We start from the raw sequence: 17,872 nt of genomic DNA, 5'->3' as shown, positions 1-17,872 counted from the left end.
TGTAGCCGGGGCGGGCCGGTTGTGGTAGCCAAGCATCGTCCAGGCGTTGTTGACGGGACGTCAACGCGTAGACCCATCAAGCAGCTTGGCGCTGCGACGACCCTTTGGAGACCCCAGTTGGAGCCCCCTGCCGTGGCCGAGAACTCCGCGGGCGACGGAGTCGGCCGGCGCAAGCTGCTCGCGTACCTGGTCGCCGCCCCCACCCTGACGGTCGCCGTCCGCGTCGGGGCCGACGCCTGGGCGCCCGAGCAGGCCGCCGCGGCCGGCCCGGAGGCGCCCGCCACCGCGCCCGCCGCGCTGCCGGACGTGCTGCCCGACCTGGGCGACGTGCTGATCCTCGCCGCCGCCCCCACCTCGCACCTGCTCACCCTGGAGCTCCAGGAGGACGGCAGCGCCCGCTTCGGGCTGCCCCGAGCGGAGGTGGGGCAGGGCCTGACGACGGCCGTGGCGATGCTGATAGCCGACGAGTTGGACCTGCCGCTCGACCGGATCGACGTCCGACTCGACGACGCGCGGCCCGAGTTGCTCTTCAACCAGCTCACCGGCAGCTCCAACTCGATCCGCGCCCTGCACCGCCCCGTGCGCACCGCGGCCGCCGCCGCCCGCGCCCGCCTGATCGCGACCGCCGCCCGCCAGTGGGACGTCGACGCCGCCGACCTCACCGCTCGCGACGGCGCCGTGCACGCCCCCGACGGCCGCAGCCTCGGCTACGGCGCGCTCGCCAAGGGCGCGGCCGCCCCGCGTACCGCCGAGGCGCCCGACGTCACGCTCAAGGACGCCGCCGACCAGAGCGTCGTCGGCCGGCCCACCGGGCGGATCGACGCCCGCGCGATCGTCACCGGGCAGAAGGAGTTCGCGCTCGACCTGGACGTGCCGGGCGCCAAGCCCGCGATGGTGCGCAGGCCGCCCACCGTCAACGGCACCGTGGCCGAGGTCCACAACGCCGCCGACGTACGCGCCCTGCCCGGCGTGCTCGACGTCGTGGAGATCCCCACCGGCGTGGCCGTCGTCGCCGAGACCTTCGGGCAGGCCCTCGCCGGCAAGGAGGCGCTGCGCGTCGACTGGGGCCCCGGCACCGTGGACGAGCTGTCCCACGAGGACATCAAGGCCAAGCTCCGCAAGGCCGCCCCTGGCTTCCTGCCGCCGCTGCTGGTGCAGCACATCGACGCCGAGTACGACTTCGCGCCGGTCAGCCACGCGCCGCTGGAGACCAACAGCGCGGTCGCGGACGTGCGGGCCGACCGGGCCACGGTGTGGACGGCCGCGCAGTCCCCGATCGCCGCGCGCTCCGCCGTCGCCGAGGCGATCGGGCTGCCCGCGTCCCGCGTGGACTTCCATGTGGTGCAGGCCGGCGGCTCGTTCGGGCGGCGGCTCTTCTACGACGCGGCCGTCGAGGCGGCCCAGGTGTCCAAGGCGTGCGGGAAGCCCGTGCGTCTGATGTGGTCGCGGATCGACGACATGCGGCACGGGCGGATGCGGCCGCCCACGCACCACAAGCTGCGCGTCACCCACACCCGGGACAAGCCGCTGTCCCTGCAGCACCGCACGGCGTCCGTCGAGACCGACACGGGCCACGGCATCGGCGACGCGCTCACCGCGGGACTCACCGAACTCCCCGCCGGGAACGAGACGTTCGCGCAGACCATGTTCCGCCTGTCGATGCGCTCGCCGTACGACCTGGGGGCCACCGCGCAGACGTTGACGGAGGTCCCGCTGAAGCTGCACACCGGGTCGTGGCGCAGCGTGTACTCGGGCACCGCGCGGGCCGCCGAGGAGATGTTCCTCGACGAGGTGGCCGAGAAGCTGGGCGTGGACCCGGTGGAATTCCGGCGTACGCGGCTCAAGACCGAGGCGCAGCGCAAGGTGCTCGACACGGCCACCGCGGACTGGGGCCGGGAGCTGCCGGAGGGCGTCGCGCAGGGCGTCGGCTTCCACGAGGAGTACAAGTCGCGGGTGGCCTGCCTCGTCGAGCTGGACGCCCGCGCCCCGAAGGCGCCGCGCGTGACGCGTGCCGTGATCGCGGTCGACGTGGGCCGGGCGGTCAACCCGCGCGGCGTCGAGGCGCAGATGCTGGGCGGGCTCACCGACGGCATCTCGACGGCCCTGCGCGCCGGGCTGCACTTCGACAAGGGCCTTCCGCTGGAGGGCAGTTACTCGCAGTTCCACTACGCGCGGCAGAAGGACTCCCCGCCGGACGTCACCGTCCACGTCGTCGAGTCCGACGCCGAGCCCGGCGGTGTGGGCGAGCTCGGCGTGCCCGCGGCGACCGCGGCGATCGGCAACGCCTACGCGCGGGCGACCGGCACGCGGGTGCGCAGCTTCCCCATCCACTTCGACGTCGACTTCGAGCCGTTCCCGCGCTGAGCGGCGGCATCCTGCGTTTCTGCTGAGGAGTTCTCTCTTGCCCGCACAAACCTTCACCGTGAACGGCGAGCAGGTCACCGTCGACGCCCCCGACGACCTGCCGCTGCTGTGGGTGCTGCGCGATCTGCTCGGCATCCGCGGACCCAAGTACGGCTGCGGCATCGACGTCTGCAAGGCCTGCACGAGCCATCTCGACGGCGAGGCGGTCAACCCGTGCGCCGTGCCGGTCTCCGAGGCGGCCGGCCGTGAGGTCACCACGATCGAGGGGCTCGCCGACGGGGACCAGCTGCATCCCGTGCAGGAGGCGTGGATGGAGCAGGACGTCGCGCAGTGCGGCTACTGCCAGCCGGGCCAGATCATGGCGGCCGTCGCCCTCCTGAAGCGGACCAAGAACCCGACGGACGAGGAGATCGACGCGATCGAGAACGTCTGCCGGTGCGGTACGTACTTCCGGATCCGGGAGGCGATCAAGTCGGCGGCGGCGCGGATGAGTTGAGGTCGTTTGCGGCGCGTGCGGGGTGTCCGGGGTTCGGTACCGGGGCTGCGCCCCAGGCCCCCGCTCTCATCGGCCTGCGGCTCGTCCTCGAACTCCCCCAACCTTCGGCCGGGAGGTGCCCCCGGACGGGCTGGATCTACAACCGCGAGTTGAGTGCCCGCAAGCGCTCCATCTCCCTGCGGTCCCGCTTGGTCGGACGGCCCGTGCCCCGGTCGCGGACGCCCGCGGGGGCGACGGCCTCGCGGGGCGGGGGCGGCGGGCTGTTGTCCACGTAGCACTCCACGGCGACCGGGGCGCCGACGCGCTTGCGGATGACCCGCTTCACGACGACCACCCGGTCCCGGCCCGCGTACCGCAACCGCACCTCGTCGCCCGCCTTCACCGCGTGGGCGGGCTTGACGCGGTCGCCGTTGACCCGGACGTGCCCGGCCCGGCAGGCGGTGGCGGCGGCCGAGCGGGTCTTGATCAGGCGCACCGACCAGATCCAGCTGTCGACCCGCACCGTGCCGCCGTCCTGCGACGGCACCCCCTCACGCGGGGCGGAACGGTCCTTCTGGCCGGGCTGATCGGACTGCGAGCTCATGCCCGCACTGTAGCTCCGCGGCCCGCCTCGGCGCCGCCGAGATTCCCGGATCGCGATCGGGCTCGGGGCGTGCGGTCTCCGGCGGCGGCTCCCGAGTGCTCACTGCCCGTGCCCGCCCCTGGGCCGTCCCGCCCCTTCCCATGTGATTTCCCGGCAGCCCGTACGTACCGTGGTGGCATGTCGGACGTGCAGGGATTCGGCGGGCCCGTGGTCCTGGTGACCGGGGGGAATCGTGGGATCGGTCGTGAGGTGTGCCGGCAGTTGGCCGGGCTCGGGCATGTCGTGCTGCTCACCGCGCGGTCCCTGGCGGACGCCGAGGCCGCCGCGGCGGAGATCGGGCAGGGCGTCGTGCCCGCGCAGCTCGACGTGACCTCCGAGCACGACCGGCTGCGGATCGTCCGCCAGGTCGAGGAGCGCTTCGGCCGCCTGGACGTGCTGGTCAACAACGCGGCCATCGCGTACGACACCTGGCAGTACGCCGTCGACGCCGATCTGGACGTGGTGCGGGAGGCCGCCGAGACCAACCTGTACGGGCCGTGGCGGCTCACGCAGGTGCTGCTGCCGCTGCTGCGGGCGAGCCCGCACGGGCGCGTGGTGAACGTGTCGAGCGGCGCGGCCTCGCTGGCCGACATGGGCGCGGGCACCCCCGCGTACGCGACGACGAAGGTCGCCCTCAACGCCCTGACGCGGATGCTCGCCGCCGAGCTGCGGGCCGACGGCATCCTGGTCAACTCGGTGTGCCCCGGCTGGGTGGAGACGGACATGGGTGGACCGGGCGGGCGGCCCGTCGCGGACGGCGCGGCCGGCGTCGTCTGGGCCGCGACCCTGCCCGGCGGCGGCCCGACCGGCGGGTTCTTCCGCGATGGGGTGCGGGTGGAGTGGTGAGCGACCCCCACGCGAGCGGCGCCCACGCCGACCGCCCCCACGGCTCCGCCGGCCCCCACGGCTCCGCCGGCCCGCCGTACCCCGACCTGGGGGCCCTCGACCGGGACCTCACGCACTGCCGCCGCTGCCCCCGGCTCGTCGCCTGGCGGGAGGAGGTCGCCCGGACGAAACGCGCCGCGTTCGCCGACGAGACGTACTGGGGCCGGCCCGTGCCCGGCTTCGGGCCCGCGGACGCGGCGCTCCTGATCGTCGGCCTCGCCCCCGCCGCGCACGGCGCCAACCGCACCGGCCGGATGTTCACCGGCGACCGCTCCGGCGACGTGCTCTACCAGGCCCTGTACGACATCGGCCTCGCCTCCCGGCCCACCGCCACCGCCGCCGACGACGGGCTCGCCCTGGACGGTGTGCGGATCACCTCGCCCGTGCACTGCGCACCGCCCGCCAACAAGCCGACGCCGCAGGAGCGGGACGACTGCCGGCCCTGGCTGGTCGGCGAGCTGGGGCTGCTCGCGCCCACGCTGCGCGCGGCGGTCGTGCTCGGCGCGTTCGGCTGGCAGTCGGCGCTGCCCGCGTTCGCCGCCGCGGGCTGGGAGGTGCCGCGACCGCGGCCGGCCTTCGGGCACGGCGCCCGTACGACGCTGCGCGGAGCGCACGGGCCGCTCGACGTGTACGGCTGCTTCCACGTCAGCCAGCGCAACACCTTCACCGGACGGCTCACGCCCGCGATGCTCCGCGAGATCCTCCGGAACGCGGCGACGACGGCCGGACTGCCCGTACACCCCGAGCAACCCCAAGAACGCCCCCAAACTGCGCAAAAGGGACGTCGAGCCTAGGTTGGGCGGGGTGAGCGACACCGTTGACACCCCCCGCGCCGTAGCCACCGCCACCACCGGTCCCGGCGCCGCCGCGTACCGGAATCTGATCGCGGCCACCGTCGGCTTCACCCTCACCTTCTGGGCCTGGAACCTGATCTCGCCGCTCGGCGGCGCGTACAAGGACCACCTCGGGCTCAGCTCGTTCCAGCAGTCGCTGCTCGTCGCCGTCCCCGTGATCGTCGGCTCGCTCGGCCGGGTCCCGGTCGGCGCGCTCACCGACCGCTACGGGGCCCGGCTGATGTTCCCGCTGGTCACGGCGTTCACGATCGTGCCGGTGCTGCTGCTGATCCCCGCCCGCGACTCGTACGCCGCGATGCTGGGCGTCGGCTTTCTGCTGGGGCTCGGCGGCACGACCTTCGCGATCGGGGTGCCGCTGGTCAACTCCTGGTTCCCGCCCGCCAGAAGAGGCTTCGCGATCGGCGTCTTCGGCATGGGCATGGGCGGCGTCGCGCTCTCCGGCTACTTCACGCCGCGGATCGCGAAGCACGGGGAGAACCTGCCGTTCCTTGTCGTGGCCGCGGCCCTCGCCGTGTTCGCGGTGCTCGGCGCGCTGCTGATCACCGACCGCCCCGACCGGCCCGTCCCCACCGCCCCGCTCTCCACCCGCCTCGGCTCGGCCGGGCGGCTGCGGGTGACGTGGGAGCTGTCGGCGCTGTACGCGATCGGCTTCGGCGGCGTCGTCGCCTTCGGCGTGTACCTGCCGACGTACCTGAAGACCTGGTACGAGCTGTCGCCCACCGACGCGGGCACCAGGGCGGCCGGGTTCGCCCTGGTCACCGTCGTGTTCCGGCCGATCGGTGGCTGGCTGTCGGACCGCGTCCACCCGGCGGTGGTGACGGCGGGCGCGCTCGTCCTCGTGGCGCTGCTCGCGATCGCGCAGGCCTTCGACCCGTCGCTCGTGCCGATGGGCACGATCTGTCTGCTCGGCATGGCCGCCGGGCTCGGCGCGGCGAGCGGCAGCGTGTTCGCGATGGTCGCGCAGGTCACGCCGCAGCCGCAGGTCGGCTCGGTCACCGGCATCGTCGGCGCGGTCGGCGGCCTCGGCGGGTTCGTGCCGCCGCTGGTGATGGGCGCGATCTACAGCGCCAAGGACTCGTACTCGATCGGCTTCATGCTGCTGTCCGACCTGGCGCTCGCCGGATGCGTGTACGCGTACGGGCGGATGCGGGGCGTACGGCCGGAGTGAGCCCCGGGCTCGGTCAGCCGCGCTCAGTCCGGGACGACCGCCGTGGCCGTGATCTCGACGAGCTGACCCGTGTAGCCCAGCGTGGGGACGCCGATCAGGGTGGAGGAGTGCGGGCCCGAGGCGCCGGTGGCGAGGCCGGACTTCTCCACCACCTCCCAGACGGCGGAGAGCGGACCCGGCTCGTCCGCGACCACGTACACATCCGTGTACGCCACCAGGGAGAGGTCGCTGCCGACCGCCTTGAGCTGCTCCTCCAGGTTGGCGAGCACCTGCCGGGCCTGCGCGACATGGTCCCCGGGGCCGACCAGCTCGCCGTCCGCGTCCAGCGGCACCGAGCCCGCGAGGAACGCGAGCCGGGTGCCGGCCTCGACGACGGAGGCATGCGTGTACCGGGGCGGGGTGAAGAGCGAGGGGACGACGTTGCGCCTGATCACGGTGGTGCCTCCTGGAGCCGTGTCGACATGCCGGCGGGGACCGCCCACCGGATCATGTACGGGAGGGACCGCCCCTCGCACCCGAATTTCGCGGGAATGCCGTGTACCGCAGGGGAGTTGCGCCGAACATGAAGGCAATCGCACTTGACAGCTACGGATCCCCCGACGACCTCCGCGTGGCCGACCTCGCGGAACCCAAGGTGGCGCCCGGCGAGGTCCTGATCCGGGTCCGCGCCGCCGGGGTCAACCCGGTGGACTGGAAGCTCGCGGCGGGCGGCCTCGACCCGATCATGGAGACGCGCTTCCCGATGATCCCCGGCTGGGACGTCGCGGGCGTCGTGGAGCGCACCGGTCTCGACGCGACGGAGTTCGCCGTCGGCGACGAGGTGTACGGGTACGTCCGCAAGGACTGGGCGCAGAACGGCGCGTACGCGGAGCTGGTCTCGGCCAGTGTCCGGATGCTCGCGAAGAAGCCCGCCGCGCTCGACTGGGAGCAGGCCGCGGGCGTCCCCCTCGCCGGGCTCACCGCCCTGCAGGCGCTGCAGCGGGTCGAGGTGCGCGCCGGCGACACGGTCCTGATCCACGCGGCGGCCGGCGGTGTCGGATCGCTCGGCGTGCAGATCGCGGCCGCGGCGGGCGCCCGCGTGATCGGCACGGCCAGCGAGCGGAACCACGACTTCCTGCGGGAGCTGGGCGCGGAGCCGGTGACGTACGGGGACGGGCTGGTGGAGCGCGTACGGAAGGTGGCGCCCGAGGGCGTGGACGCGGTGCTCGACTTCGTGGGCGGCGGCGTGGCCGCGGCGTCCGTTCCGCTGCTGCGCATCCCGCCGACCGGCGGCCCCGGCTCCGCGCGCCTCGCGTCCATCGCCGACGGCGACGTCCTCGCCGCCGGGGGCCACATGGTGTGGGTGCGCCCGGACGCGGAGGGCCTCGCCTCGCTCGCGGAGCTGGCCGACGCCGGGAAGCTGAAGGTGCACGTCGACCAGGCGCTGCCCCTGGAGGACGCCGCGCAGGCATGGCGCCTCAGCCAGGAGGGGCGGACCCGGGGGAAGATCGTCCTCGCGGTGCCGTAGCCGCGCCTGCCGGTCGCCCTACCCGGCACACCGCGCCCACCCTCGCCGTCCTGCGCGGCACACCGCCCACCCTCGCCGTCCCGCGCGGTGCGGCGTCCCGTCGTCCACTGCGGCCCTACGCGCCCAGATGCGCCAGCGCTCCCGGCGCCGTCGGGTACTCCCGCTCGTCCGGCAACAGCGCCCGTGCGGCGTCCAGTCGGCCCGACCGCACCAGCGCGTGGATCTCCCGGGCCGTGGGCGTGACATCGGTGATGGAGACCGTCCACTCGTCCGCGTACCGCCTGGACGCCTCGCCCGCGAGGCCGAGTTGGAGCGAGCGGTGGGGCAGGGGCGCGAGGTGGACGTCGCGCTCGGGGTCCCACTGCACGCGCGCCGGCGCGGTCCGGAGCTGTTCGCGCCATGCCTGGCGGTCGGCGTGCAGGCCCCGCTCGTAGTGGGAGAGGCACGCGTTCCGCAGGGCCCATTCGAAGCCGCTGCGGCTGATCTCGACGGCGAGCACGGTCTCCTGGCCGTCCTTCGTGGCCCAGCCGCAGCGGTACATCATCCACAGGAAGGACGGCTTGATCCAGGTCATCCGGTCCCGCTTCCACGCGGTGGGGAAGCGGCCGTCGCGGGCGGCGGGCAGGCCGAGCGCGGGGGAGTAGGCCTGGTAGACGGTGACGGTGTCGGCGGTGTGCAGCGCGCGGATGCGGCGGGAAGGGGCGGAGGCGATCGTCGTCGTCGCCTTCTGGTCATGTTGACTCATGTGGCCAGGATGCAGCCCGAGACCGGTTCCGCGCCACGGAATATTCCGAGCGGACCGCCGTCGTACGTCGGTACGTTGGAGCCACCATGGATCACACCCCCACCACGCAGACCGGCAGCCCCGACGACGACGCCTTCCTCGACCGGCTCGCGGACCGCCTGGCCGCGCTGCCCGCCGTCGAAGCCGTCACGCTCGGCGGATCCCGCGCCCAGGGCACGCACACGACGGAGAGCGACTGGGACCTCGCCGTGTACTACCGGGGCGCCTTCGAACCGGAACAACTCCGGCGCGCGGCACGCGAGTTCGGCTGGGAGGGCGAGGCCTCCGAACTGGGCGGCTGGGGCGGCGGCGTGTTCAACGGCGGCGCCTGGCTCACCGTGGAGGGCCGCCGCGTCGACGTGCACTACCGCGACCTGGACGTAGTCGAGCACGAGTTGGCCGAGGCCGAGCAGGGTCGGTTCCACTGGGAGCCGCTGATGTTCCACCTGGCCGGCATCCCCTCGTACCTGGTCGTCGCCGAGCTGGGCGTCAACCGGGTGCTGCGCGGGCAACTCCCCAGCCCCGCCTACCCGGAGGCGCTCAAGGCGGCCGCCCCGGCGGTGTGGCGGGACCAGGCGCGGCTCACCCTCATGTACGCGAAGGGCAACCACGCCCCGCACGGCCGGCTCACCGAGGTCGCGGGCGCGCTCGCCGTCGCCACGGCTCAGTCCGCGCACGCGGTGCTCGCGGCGCGCGGCGAGTGGGTCACCAACGAGAAGACGCTGCTCGCCCGGGCCGGTCTGCGTGACACCGACGCCCTCGTCACCGGCCTCACTCCCGAACCGCAGTCCCTGGTACGGGCGGTGGAGCGGGCGGAGGAGCTGCTGCTGCGGTCGTGAGCCCCGCGCCCGGGCGGGTGGTCCCGCGCCCGGGCCGGTGCCCCGAGGCCGGGCCGGTGCCCCCGAGGCCGGGCCGGTGCCCCCGAGGCCGGGCCGGTGCCCCCGAGGCCGGCAGGTGGGTGGCGGCCGGCGTCGCCACCCACCTCGATCACCGCCGAGTACGGGCTACTTGCCCGCGCCCGGCTTCGGCAGCCCGCAGCCCTCGGCACTCAGGTCGATCTTGCTGCCCACGCCCACGCAGGGCACCATCTGGTACGTCTGCTGGCCGTAGTTGATGCCCTTGCGGACGGTGATCTCGCCGTTCTCGTCCACCTCGCACGGGTTGTTGACCGTGCACTCCTCGCCGCTCTCGTTGCCCGTGTTGTTCACGGCGACCACCTTGCCGGTGGCGTCGTCCAGGACCGGGGAGCCGGAGGTGCCGCCGATCGTCTTGCAGGCGTCGGTGTAGCGGACCGAGTCCTTCCAGGTCCAGTCGCCCTCCTTGAGGGTCGGCACGAACCCGTCGATGTCGCAGCTGTACGTCTTCTTCCAGTACCCGGAGACGACCGTGATCGCGGTGCCCGCCGAGGGGTGCTCCGCGTTCAGCTCCAGCGCCTTGATGCCGTACTTGCTCTCGATCTGCTCGTACGTCTCGGTGAGTTCGTACAGCGAGACGTCCGTGTCGGTCATCGTGCCGTACGCGAGCTTGCTCGCCTTCAGCGTGCCGACCTCGCTGCCCGAGGCGTTCAGCAGGTCGAAGGTGCGGCTCGACGGCTGGTCCACGAGGACCTCGCCCGGACCCGGCATGCCGCCCTCCAGGCAGTGCCCGTTGGACATCACCAGGGCGGGGTCGCCGGGCTCGGCGTCGGGTGTGCGGACGACCGAGCCGGAACAGTTGCTCAGCGCCACCGTGCCCGCGAAGTCGACGGCGCGCGGCTTCTTCGCCTTGCCGAACGCCTCGCCGAGGGCCGTGCCGAGCGCCTTGCCGGGCGCGGCCTTCGCGCTGCTCGTGGCCGCCTTGCCGGGCGTGCCAGAGTGGTTGTCCTGCGCCACCGCCGGGGCGGCGCCCACGCCGGCGACCAGGAGCGCGGCCGTCGCGAACGCGCCGACGAGAGGTTTCTTCATGTGGGGGTCCCCTCTGTCTCCGAGGACCTTGGTGCCCTCGGCATTGTCATGCGCATTCTTATGGGGTGAACGCTCTGCGGACAACAGTGCGCGTCTGTCGGACAGTTGGTTGACTGCCGTCGCCCGACGGGTGAGAGTCACGCGGTGGAGATCGACGAACTGACGGACAGTGAGCGACGCGTCCGGGAGGCCTTCCCGAGCGGGCACACGGTCGACCTGAGCGGCGCCCCGCAGGAGCAACGGGCCGTACGCGCCGAGGTGTTGACCGACCTCCTGCTCGGCGACCGCCGCCGCGACGGCGCCGTGGCCGCACTGCGGGTCACCGGCGCCCGCATCACCGGCGCGCTGCGCCTGCGGTACGCGCTCGTGGAGTGCGCGATCACGCTGCAGGCCTGCGAGTTCGAGGAGCCGCCCGACCTCTACGGGGCGCAGCTGCGGCAGATCAACCTCACCGACAGCACCTTCCCCGCCCTGCATGCCGCCACCGTCCGCGTCGACGGCGTCCTCCGCCTCACCGGCTGCCGCACACCCGGGCCCGTACGGCTCGGCGGGGCCGCCGTCTCGGGCGCCTTCTTCGTCGACCGGGCCGAACTCGGCCTACCCGGCGTGGCGTCGGACGAGCCCGTGCTGCAGCTCAACCAGGCGACCGTCGGGCACGACCTGCACGGGCCGGGGCTCGTCGCGCACGGCGAGGTACGGCTGCAGGGCGCCACCGTCAGCGGCGCGGTGAAGCTCAGCGACGCCTTCCTCGACAACCCCGGCGGCGACGCCCTGTCCGCCAAGACCCTCACCGTCGGCTCCGACGTCCACGGCATGCGGCTGCGCGCCCTCGGCCGGGTCAACCTGCGCGGACTCCACGTACCCGGCCAACTCAACCTCGCCTACGCTCAGTTCGCCAACCCGGGCGGCACCGCCCTGCGCGTCAGCAGCTCCGTCATCGGCGAGCTGTGGCTGCGCGAAGCGCCCCGTATCGACGGCGAGGTGACCCTGCGCCGCTCCCAGATAGAGATCCTCAACTTCCCGCCGGAGACCTACCCCGACACCGTCCGCCTCGACGGACTCGTCTACACCGCCCTCGACCCGCACGAGCCCGCCGAACGCCGGCTCGACCTCCTGGAGCGCGAGAAGGACGGCTACGTCCCGCACGAGTACGAGCAACTCACCACCGCCTACCGCCGGTTGGGCGACGAGTCGGCCGCCCGTACCGTCCAGCTCGCCAAGCAGCGCAGGCACCGCGCGACCCTGCCCGCGTACGCACGCGCCTGGGGGCATCTGCAGGACGTGACCGTCGGCTACGGCTTCCGGCCGGTGCGCGCCGCCGGCTGGCTCGCCTCGCTGCTGCTCGTCGGGACCGTCGCGTTCGCCCTGGACCGGCCGCCCGCCCTCAAACCCGAGGAGTCACCGCCCTTCAACCCGCTCGCGTACACCCTCGACCTGCTGCTGCCCATCGTCGACCTCGGCCAGGAGAAGGCGTACGCGCCGGACGGCGGGGCGCAGTGGCTCGCGTACGGGCTGATCGTCACCGGCTGGGTGCTCGCCACGACGATCGCGGCCGGTGTGACCCGGACGATCAGCCGCCAGTGAGCGCGGCGGCGCCGGGCGGCGGCGATCGGGGGAAGGCGAGCGGCGCGGGCCCGCCGTACGAGGGATGATCCGGACATGAGCCGTGATGCCCCTGACGCCGCCGGAGCCCTGCGCACCCGGAGCGCGACCGGCCGCTGGGTGCTGCTGACCACCGTCCTCGGCTCCGCCATGGCGCTGCTCGACTCGACGGTCGTGAACGTCGCCCTGCCCCGGATCGGCCGCGACCTCGACGCCGATCTGGCCGCACTGCAGTGGACCGTCAACGCGTACATGCTGACCCTCGCCGGGCTCATCCTGCTCGGCGGTGCGCTCGGCGACCGGTTCGGGCGGCGGAAGGTCTTCGTCCTGGGCGTGGTGTGGTTCGCGGCGGCCTCGCTGCTGTGCGGGCTCGCGCCCAACGCCGGAGTCCTGATCGCCGCCCGCGCCCTGCAGGGCATCGGCGGCGCGCTGCTCACGCCCGGCTCGCTCGCCCTCATCCAGGCCTCGTTCCACCCGGACGACCGGGCCAGGGCGGTCGGCCTGTGGTCCGGACTCGGCGGCGTCGGCGCGGCGGTCGGGCCGTTCCTCGGCGGCTGGCTGGTGGACGGGCCCGGCTGGCGCTGGGTGTTCCTGCTCAACGTCCCGCTCGCCGCGCTCTGCGTCCCCGTCGCCCTGCGGCACGTACCGGAGTCGTCCGGCGGGGCCGAGGCGCGCGAGCACTCCTTCGACGTGCTCGGCGCGGCCCTCGGCGCCCTCGCGCTCGGCCTGCTCACCTACGCCCTGATCGCCGCACCGGACGGCGCCGCGTCCCCGGCCGTGCTCGGCTCGGTGCTCGCCGGGCTCGTCCTGGCCTGGCTGTTCGTCCGCATGGAGCGGCGCCGCCCCGAGCCGATGCTGCCGCCGTCGCTGTTCCGCATCCGCCTGTTCACGGCCGTCAACATCGTCACCCTCTGCGTGTACGGGGCGTTCGGCGGCTTCTTCTTCCTGGCCGCGCTGCAGCTCCAGGTCGTCGCGGGCTACTCGGCTCTCGGCGCCGGCACCGCGCTGCTCCCCACGACGGTCCTGATGCTGCTGCTCTCCGCCCGCTCCGGCGACCTCGCCCAGCGGACCGGGCCGCGCCTGCCGCTCACCGTCGGCCCGCTGCTGTGCGCCGCGGGCATGCTCCTGATGCTGCGCGTCGACGCCGGGCACTCCTCGTACGTCACCGAGGTGCTGCCCGCCGTGGCGGTGCTCGGGCTCGGCATGGTCACCCTCGTCGCCCCGCTCACGTCGACGGTCCTCGCCTCGGTCGACACCGCGCACGCCGGTCTGGCCAGCGGGGTCAACAACGCGGCCGCCCGCGCCGCCGGCCTGGTCACCGTGGCGGCGCTGCCGCTGCTCGTCGGCATGGGGCCGGAGGCGTACCGCTCGGTCGCGGAGTTCGGGAGCGCGTTCCGGCGCGCGATGCCGCTGTGCGCCGGGCTGTTGGTCCTGGGCGCCCTCGTCGCGTGGTGGACGGTGCGGGCGCCCGAGGCGGAGCGCGCCGGGCGCTGCCACCCGGAGTGCCGTACGAACTGCTCGGTCGCGGCCCCGCCCCTGGAACCGCAGGAGGCGGCGGAGCCCGAGGGGCGTGAGGCGGGCGGTTCCGAGGGCACCGCGGGTTCGCGCGATCCCGACTGACCTCTCGGATTGGACCGACCTTCCGGCCGGTCTCTCGGATTCCGGCCGACCTCTTGACCGTGGCCCGTCAGCCGCTATGGTCTAGGCGCAAGGTCTAGACCAGGACTGAGCGTGAACTCCCGTCGCGGGCCGCCGAGTCGGCGCCCTGGCGGCCCGCCGGGCTGCGCACCTTCACGCTCCTTCACCTCCCCCCACCGAGCGGAGCCGTCGTACGCCCCACGCGCGCGGCGCCTCCAAGCTGTGAAGGAGTAGCCATGCAGAGGAACCGGAAGCTGGCCTTCGCCCTCGGCGCGGGCATCGCGCCGCTCATCGCCCTCACCCTGTCGACCGGCACGGCGAGCGCGCACGGGTACGTCAACTCGCCGCCCAGCAGGCAGGCCCAGTGCGCCGCGGGCACCGTCCCGTGCGGCGCGATCAAGTACGAGCCGCAGAGCGTGGAGGGCCCCAAGGGCCTGAAGAGCTGCAGCGGCGGCAACGAGGCCTTCGCCGAGCTGGACGACGACAGCAAGGGCTGGGCGGTCACCCCGGTCGGCAGCTCCCAGGACTTCACCTGGAAGCTGACGGCCCGGCACGCCACCAGCACCTGGGAGTACTACGTCGGCGGCAACAAGATCGCCGAGTTCGACGACGGCGGGGCCCAGCCCGGCGAGACCGTCACGCACAACGTGAACTTCGGCGGCGCGAGCGGCAAGCAGAAGGTGCTCGCGGTGTGGAACATCGCCGACACGGCGAACGCGTTCTACGCCTGCATCGACGTCAACATCGGCGGCTGACCGGCCGGTTCACGTCGCACGGTGTGCGCGGCCCGTGGGCAGCCGATCGCCCGCGGGCCGCGTCCGTACGCTCGCCCGTGCACGCGTCCGGGTGCTCAGCCCTGCGGACGTACGACCCGGAGCCGGGGCGGCGTCGCCCGCGCGTCGGCCTCGGTGGTCCGAGGCGCCGTCGCAGCGGAATCCCGTCGTTCCGTCGCCTCGCGGCCGCCCGGGGTCGCGCTGCGCGGGTGCAGGATCAACGTCAGCCGGGTCAGGCCGCGTTCGCGCAGCGTGGCCGGGGTGTCCGTGACGACGCGGCAGGTCGTCGCGCCCCACGCCGGGTCCGGGTGGCGCAGCGGACGCACCGCGCCGTCGTGGTCCAGGGCCGCCGGGCCGACGCTGTGCATCCAGCGCGGCAGGCCCTGCTGGTAGGCGGCGTTCATCAGCGGGTCGCGGGCGATGTCCTCGCGGATGCCGCGCAACGTGGCGTCCTGCCCGTACGCGTCGAGCGCCGCCGACAGCTGGGCTAGCAGCGGCAGGCACCAGCGCGTCTCGTGCTCGCGCAGCACCGTGCCCGCGTCCGGGTGGAACAGGACGAACCGCAGGACGTTCTCGCCCGGCATCGCCCCGGGCGCCTCCCGTACGCCCGCGAAGAGCTCCTCGTACGCGGAGTTCGCGGCGAGCACGTTCCAGGCGCGGTCGAAGAGGACCGACGGGCTGGGGGTGGCGGCGATCAGTGCGGTGTAGTCGCGCAGATAGGCGCGCAGCTCCAACTCACGCTCGGCGGAGGCGGGTTGGGCGTGCCCCGGGCCGTGCGGCCAGGGCTTCAGGGAGCCGGTGGGTCCGGACGCCGGGTCATTCGTCATCGAGATCATTCGTCATCGAGACGCTGTCCCTCCCGTGGAGTCAGACGTTCCGCACGCGGGCCCGCACGGTGGTCGTCCGCCGCGGGCCCTGGCCGGTCGGCGGTGCTCCCCGCCCTGCGCGACCGGCCGTTACGTACTTTGTTGAAGGCGATACTCCTTCTCCCGGAGACCGCGTGTCAATGATCGTGGCATTTCCTGCCGCAGGCCGATTGCTTTGCGCCACAGCTGTGGCAAGCCCTTTCCGTCCCGAGGCGGACCGACTAGCCTCCGGGCAGCCCCGGTTGTTGCCCGAAGCCGGTACGGCACCGGGCCGAGGCCGCCCGACTCCTCCCCGACCAGGGGGAGTTCCCCGAGGTCAGCGCCGTACGCGCGGCACTGCGGGCACAACGCGGCCGTACGGGACGACAGTTGACCGAATCGAAGCTCTCGACGTAGGAGATCCACCGGTGACTGATGACTGCATCTCGGTTCCCGGGCCGGCAGCCGCCGGGCCGCTCGCCGTGGTGGTCGCCCGCGTCGCCGAACTCGCCGACCGGGTCGGCGTGCCCCGCGGCGAGGTGTTCCGGCCGCAGCGGCTGTCCGCGGAGTCCGGGGTGCCCGTCGCCGTCGTCGAGGAACTGCTCGCCGGCCGCACCGCGGGCGAGGCCGACCTGCAGGCCCGCTTCCTGCAGCGCTTCGCCCTGCTGCGCAAGACCCGGCTCAAGCCCGACGGGCGGCGGTACACCCAGCAGGAGATCGCCGACGGCGCGGGCATGTCGCGCCAGCAGGCCGGCGCCCTCATCAACGGCGACCGCCGCCCCACCATGGAGCACTGCGCCGCCATCCAGCGCTTCTTCAAGGTGCACGCCGGGTTCCTGACCGCCGAGGACGCGGACGCCCTGACGGGTGCGCTGCGCCGCGTCGAGGAGGAGCTGCGGCAGCGGCAGGCGCTCCGGCTCCCCGAGGAACGCCCGCCGGTCGACGCGGACGGATCCGTTCCGGGCACCGGTCCCGGGCCCGGCCCCGGCTCCGGCTCCGAGGTCGCGGCGGGCGCCGCGCGGAGCCGCGCCGCCGACGGCCCGGACGACCCGCTGCAGCGCCTGCTGCAGGACCACGGCGTGCGCGGCATCGCCTGGCGCGCCGCCCAACTCCCCACCGACAAGCACCGGGACACCGTCACGGAATGGCTGGACATGCTCCTAGAGAACGTGCGGCGATCGGAGTCCTGATGGCCGCAGCCAGGGGTACGAGCAGGACCCTGCACACGCATGCGGGCAGGGTCGGTACGAGCGCCGCCCGGGTCCCCACCACGAGCGCGGCGAGTGAGGCACGGAGAGAACCGTGGGCATAGCCAAGGACATGCGCAAGCTCTGCGCCGACCTGCTCGCCGGCGTCGAGTCGGCCGCACCCGCCCGCCCCCAGGAGCTGCACGAGGCGCTGTGCGCGGCGATGAGCAGACGCCGCGGCCGTCCCTTACGCCTGCGCACCGCGTCCTTCCCGCCCGGCACCGCCAGCGGGCTCTGGCTCGACATGACCGACCAGGACCTGATCGTGATCGAGGAGCGCACCGCCCCCGACCACCAACTCGTCATCCTCGGCCACGAGTTGTGGCACATGGAGGCCGGGCACACGGGCCAGCACGTGGAGGGCGCGGGCGTCGCCGCACGCCTACTCGCCGACGAGGCGGACCTCCAGGACACGGTCCTCAAGGTCGCGGCCCGCACACGCTTCGACCACGACGACGAGGCCGACGCGGAGAGCTTCGGCCTGCTCCTCGCCAGCAGATGCCGCACCTGGCTCACCGAGACCGACCAGTCCGACCAGCCGAACCGCGATCGCCTCATCGGCCGCATCGAAGCCTCCCTGGGGCACCGCCGAGGGCGGGGGTAGACGGGCTTTGCCTGGGGCCGGCTCGGCTCGTTCGGCGGGGAGGCAGGCTTCGCCAGGAGCGGCTCGGCTCGGTTCGGCCACGGCTCGGTTCGGCCACGGCTCGGCCCGGCCTCGGCTCGGCTCGGCCTCGGCTCGGCCACAGCTCGGCCCGGCCTCGGCTCGGCTCGGCCTCGGCTCGGCCACGGCCCGGTTCGGCCACGGCTCGGCCCGGCCACGGCTCGATTCGGGGGCGCGGTGGGCCTCGTCTTGAGCGGCCCGGCTCGGCCTGGCTCGGCGGCGTGTCCCGCATGGGCTCGGCGTCCCGGCTCGTCCTGCCTCGGCGTTCCCACCCGCCCGGCTGTTCCGGGCTGACCGGCTGACCGGCTGACCTGCTGACGGGCTGACCGTCTGGCTGCGGCGGCTCCGCTCGCTCCGTCTCGGTGGCCCGGCCCGCCTGCTCCGAGGCTCGTCCCGCCTGGCTCGCTTGTCCCTCAGCCTCAACTCCTCCTGCCTCGGCAGACCCTTGCCGGACGCCAGGCCTCGGTGCGCCAGCCCGTCCTG

General features: G+C 73.9%; 17 protein-coding genes. 12 read left to right on the top strand and 5 right to left on the bottom strand.

The genetic code is table 11. The features are described from left to right. The first annotated feature begins 132 nt into the window (after positions 1 to 132). Together ACIDOF_RS03925 and ACIDOF_RS03920 are read left to right on the top strand one after the other, a co-directional pair. The gene (locus ACIDOF_RS03925; protein ID WP_409004217.1) at positions 133 to 2,364 is read left to right on the top strand and encodes a molybdopterin cofactor-binding domain-containing protein; all 2,232 of its coding nucleotides are present in this window, start codon (positions 133 to 135) and stop codon (positions 2,362 to 2,364) included. Between the two features lie 37 nt (positions 2,365 to 2,401). Further along, on the top strand, positions 2,402 to 2,860 hold the full coding sequence (locus ACIDOF_RS03920; protein ID WP_409004216.1) for a (2Fe-2S)-binding protein: 459 nt from the start codon (positions 2,402 to 2,404) through the stop codon (positions 2,858 to 2,860). Between the two features lie 136 nt (positions 2,861 to 2,996). Here ACIDOF_RS03920 and ACIDOF_RS03915 read toward each other — a convergent pair whose 3' ends face one another. Next, on the bottom strand, positions 2,997 to 3,443 hold the full coding sequence (locus ACIDOF_RS03915) for an RNA-binding S4 domain-containing protein (protein WP_409004215.1): 447 nt from the start codon (positions 3,441 to 3,443) through the stop codon (positions 2,997 to 2,999). A 177-nt stretch (positions 3,444 to 3,620) separates the two neighbouring features. Between ACIDOF_RS03915 and ACIDOF_RS03910 the strand changes: the two genes are divergently transcribed. From ACIDOF_RS03910 to ACIDOF_RS03900, 3 genes are all read left to right on the top strand, one after another. Beyond that, entirely contained in the window at positions 3,621 to 4,328 is a 708-nt protein-coding gene (locus ACIDOF_RS03910; protein WP_409004214.1) for an SDR family NAD(P)-dependent oxidoreductase, read from the top strand. Positions 4,329 to 4,414: 86 nt separating this feature from the next. Further along, positions 4,415 to 5,161, top strand: coding sequence for a uracil-DNA glycosylase (locus ACIDOF_RS03905; RefSeq protein WP_409004479.1), 747 nt, complete (start codon positions 4,415 to 4,417; stop codon positions 5,159 to 5,161). Positions 5,162 to 5,171: 10 nt separating this feature from the next. Then, positions 5,172 to 6,389: an MFS transporter gene (locus ACIDOF_RS03900; protein WP_409004213.1), complete on the top strand. Its 1,218-nt coding sequence runs from the start codon at positions 5,172 to 5,174 to the stop codon at positions 6,387 to 6,389. Between the two features lie 23 nt (positions 6,390 to 6,412). On the opposite strand, the gene ACIDOF_RS03895 is transcribed toward ACIDOF_RS03900, so the two are convergent. Then, a complete protein-coding gene (locus tag ACIDOF_RS03895) occupies positions 6,413 to 6,823 on the bottom strand; it encodes a RidA family protein (RefSeq protein WP_409004212.1) in 411 nt (136 codons plus the stop codon). Positions 6,824 to 6,951: 128 nt separating this feature from the next. Here ACIDOF_RS03895 and ACIDOF_RS03890 point away from each other — a divergent pair, with 128 nt between their 5' ends. Next, a complete protein-coding gene (locus tag ACIDOF_RS03890) occupies positions 6,952 to 7,896 on the top strand; it encodes an NADP-dependent oxidoreductase (protein WP_409004211.1) in 945 nt (314 codons plus the stop codon). 115 nt (positions 7,897 to 8,011) lie between these two features. Here the strand turns inward: ACIDOF_RS03890 and ACIDOF_RS03885 are convergent, their stop codons facing one another. Then, the gene (locus tag ACIDOF_RS03885; RefSeq protein WP_409004210.1) at positions 8,012 to 8,641 is read right to left on the bottom strand and encodes a DUF4291 domain-containing protein; all 630 of its coding nucleotides are present in this window, start codon (positions 8,639 to 8,641) and stop codon (positions 8,012 to 8,014) included. Between the two features lie 86 nt (positions 8,642 to 8,727). On the opposite strand from ACIDOF_RS03885, the gene ACIDOF_RS03880 reads away from it, so the two are divergent. Then, positions 8,728 to 9,519: a nucleotidyltransferase domain-containing protein gene (locus ACIDOF_RS03880; protein ID WP_409004209.1), complete on the top strand. Its 792-nt coding sequence runs from the start codon at positions 8,728 to 8,730 to the stop codon at positions 9,517 to 9,519. Between the two features lie 165 nt (positions 9,520 to 9,684). Here the strand turns inward: ACIDOF_RS03880 and ACIDOF_RS03875 are convergent, their stop codons facing one another. After that, complete coding sequence (locus tag ACIDOF_RS03875) at positions 9,685 to 10,623, bottom strand: trypsin-like peptidase domain-containing protein (protein ID WP_409004208.1); 939 nt, start codon at positions 10,621 to 10,623, stop codon at positions 9,685 to 9,687. Positions 10,624 to 10,767: 144 nt separating this feature from the next. On the opposite strand from ACIDOF_RS03875, the gene ACIDOF_RS03870 reads away from it, so the two are divergent. The 3 genes from ACIDOF_RS03870 to ACIDOF_RS03860 all read left to right on the top strand — a co-directional run bounded on the left by ACIDOF_RS03870 (position 10,768) and on the right by ACIDOF_RS03860 (position 14,618). Continuing rightward, positions 10,768 to 12,207: a membrane-associated oxidoreductase gene (locus ACIDOF_RS03870; RefSeq protein ID WP_409004207.1), complete on the top strand. Its 1,440-nt coding sequence runs from the start codon at positions 10,768 to 10,770 to the stop codon at positions 12,205 to 12,207. Between the two features lie 75 nt (positions 12,208 to 12,282). After that, on the top strand, positions 12,283 to 13,845 hold the full coding sequence (locus ACIDOF_RS03865; protein ID WP_409004206.1) for an MFS transporter: 1,563 nt from the start codon (positions 12,283 to 12,285) through the stop codon (positions 13,843 to 13,845). A gap of 254 nt (positions 13,846 to 14,099) precedes the next feature. Continuing rightward, entirely contained in the window at positions 14,100 to 14,618 is a 519-nt protein-coding gene (locus ACIDOF_RS03860; protein WP_409004205.1) for a lytic polysaccharide monooxygenase auxiliary activity family 9 protein, read from the top strand. Between the two features lie 95 nt (positions 14,619 to 14,713). Here ACIDOF_RS03860 and ACIDOF_RS03855 read toward each other — a convergent pair whose 3' ends face one another. After that, the gene (locus ACIDOF_RS03855; RefSeq protein ID WP_409004204.1) at positions 14,714 to 15,463 is read right to left on the bottom strand and encodes a hypothetical protein; all 750 of its coding nucleotides are present in this window, start codon (positions 15,461 to 15,463) and stop codon (positions 14,714 to 14,716) included. Positions 15,464 to 15,909: 446 nt separating this feature from the next. Between ACIDOF_RS03855 and ACIDOF_RS03850 the strand changes: the two genes are divergently transcribed. Together ACIDOF_RS03850 and ACIDOF_RS03845 are read left to right on the top strand one after the other, a co-directional pair. Further along, entirely contained in the window at positions 15,910 to 16,671 is a 762-nt protein-coding gene (locus ACIDOF_RS03850; protein WP_409004203.1) for a helix-turn-helix domain-containing protein, read from the top strand. 130 nt (positions 16,672 to 16,801) lie between these two features. Continuing rightward, positions 16,802 to 17,332, top strand: a complete 531-nt coding sequence (locus ACIDOF_RS03845) for a toxin-antitoxin system, toxin component (RefSeq protein ID WP_409004478.1) — start codon at positions 16,802 to 16,804, stop codon at positions 17,330 to 17,332. The last annotated feature ends 540 nt before the right edge of the window (positions 17,333 to 17,872 follow it).

The organism is Streptomyces sp. Da 82-17 (assembly GCF_046098215.1).
Taxonomy (GTDB): domain Bacteria; phylum Actinomycetota; class Actinomycetes; order Streptomycetales; family Streptomycetaceae; genus Streptomyces.
This window is presented reverse-complemented; position numbering and strand designations above follow the sequence as displayed.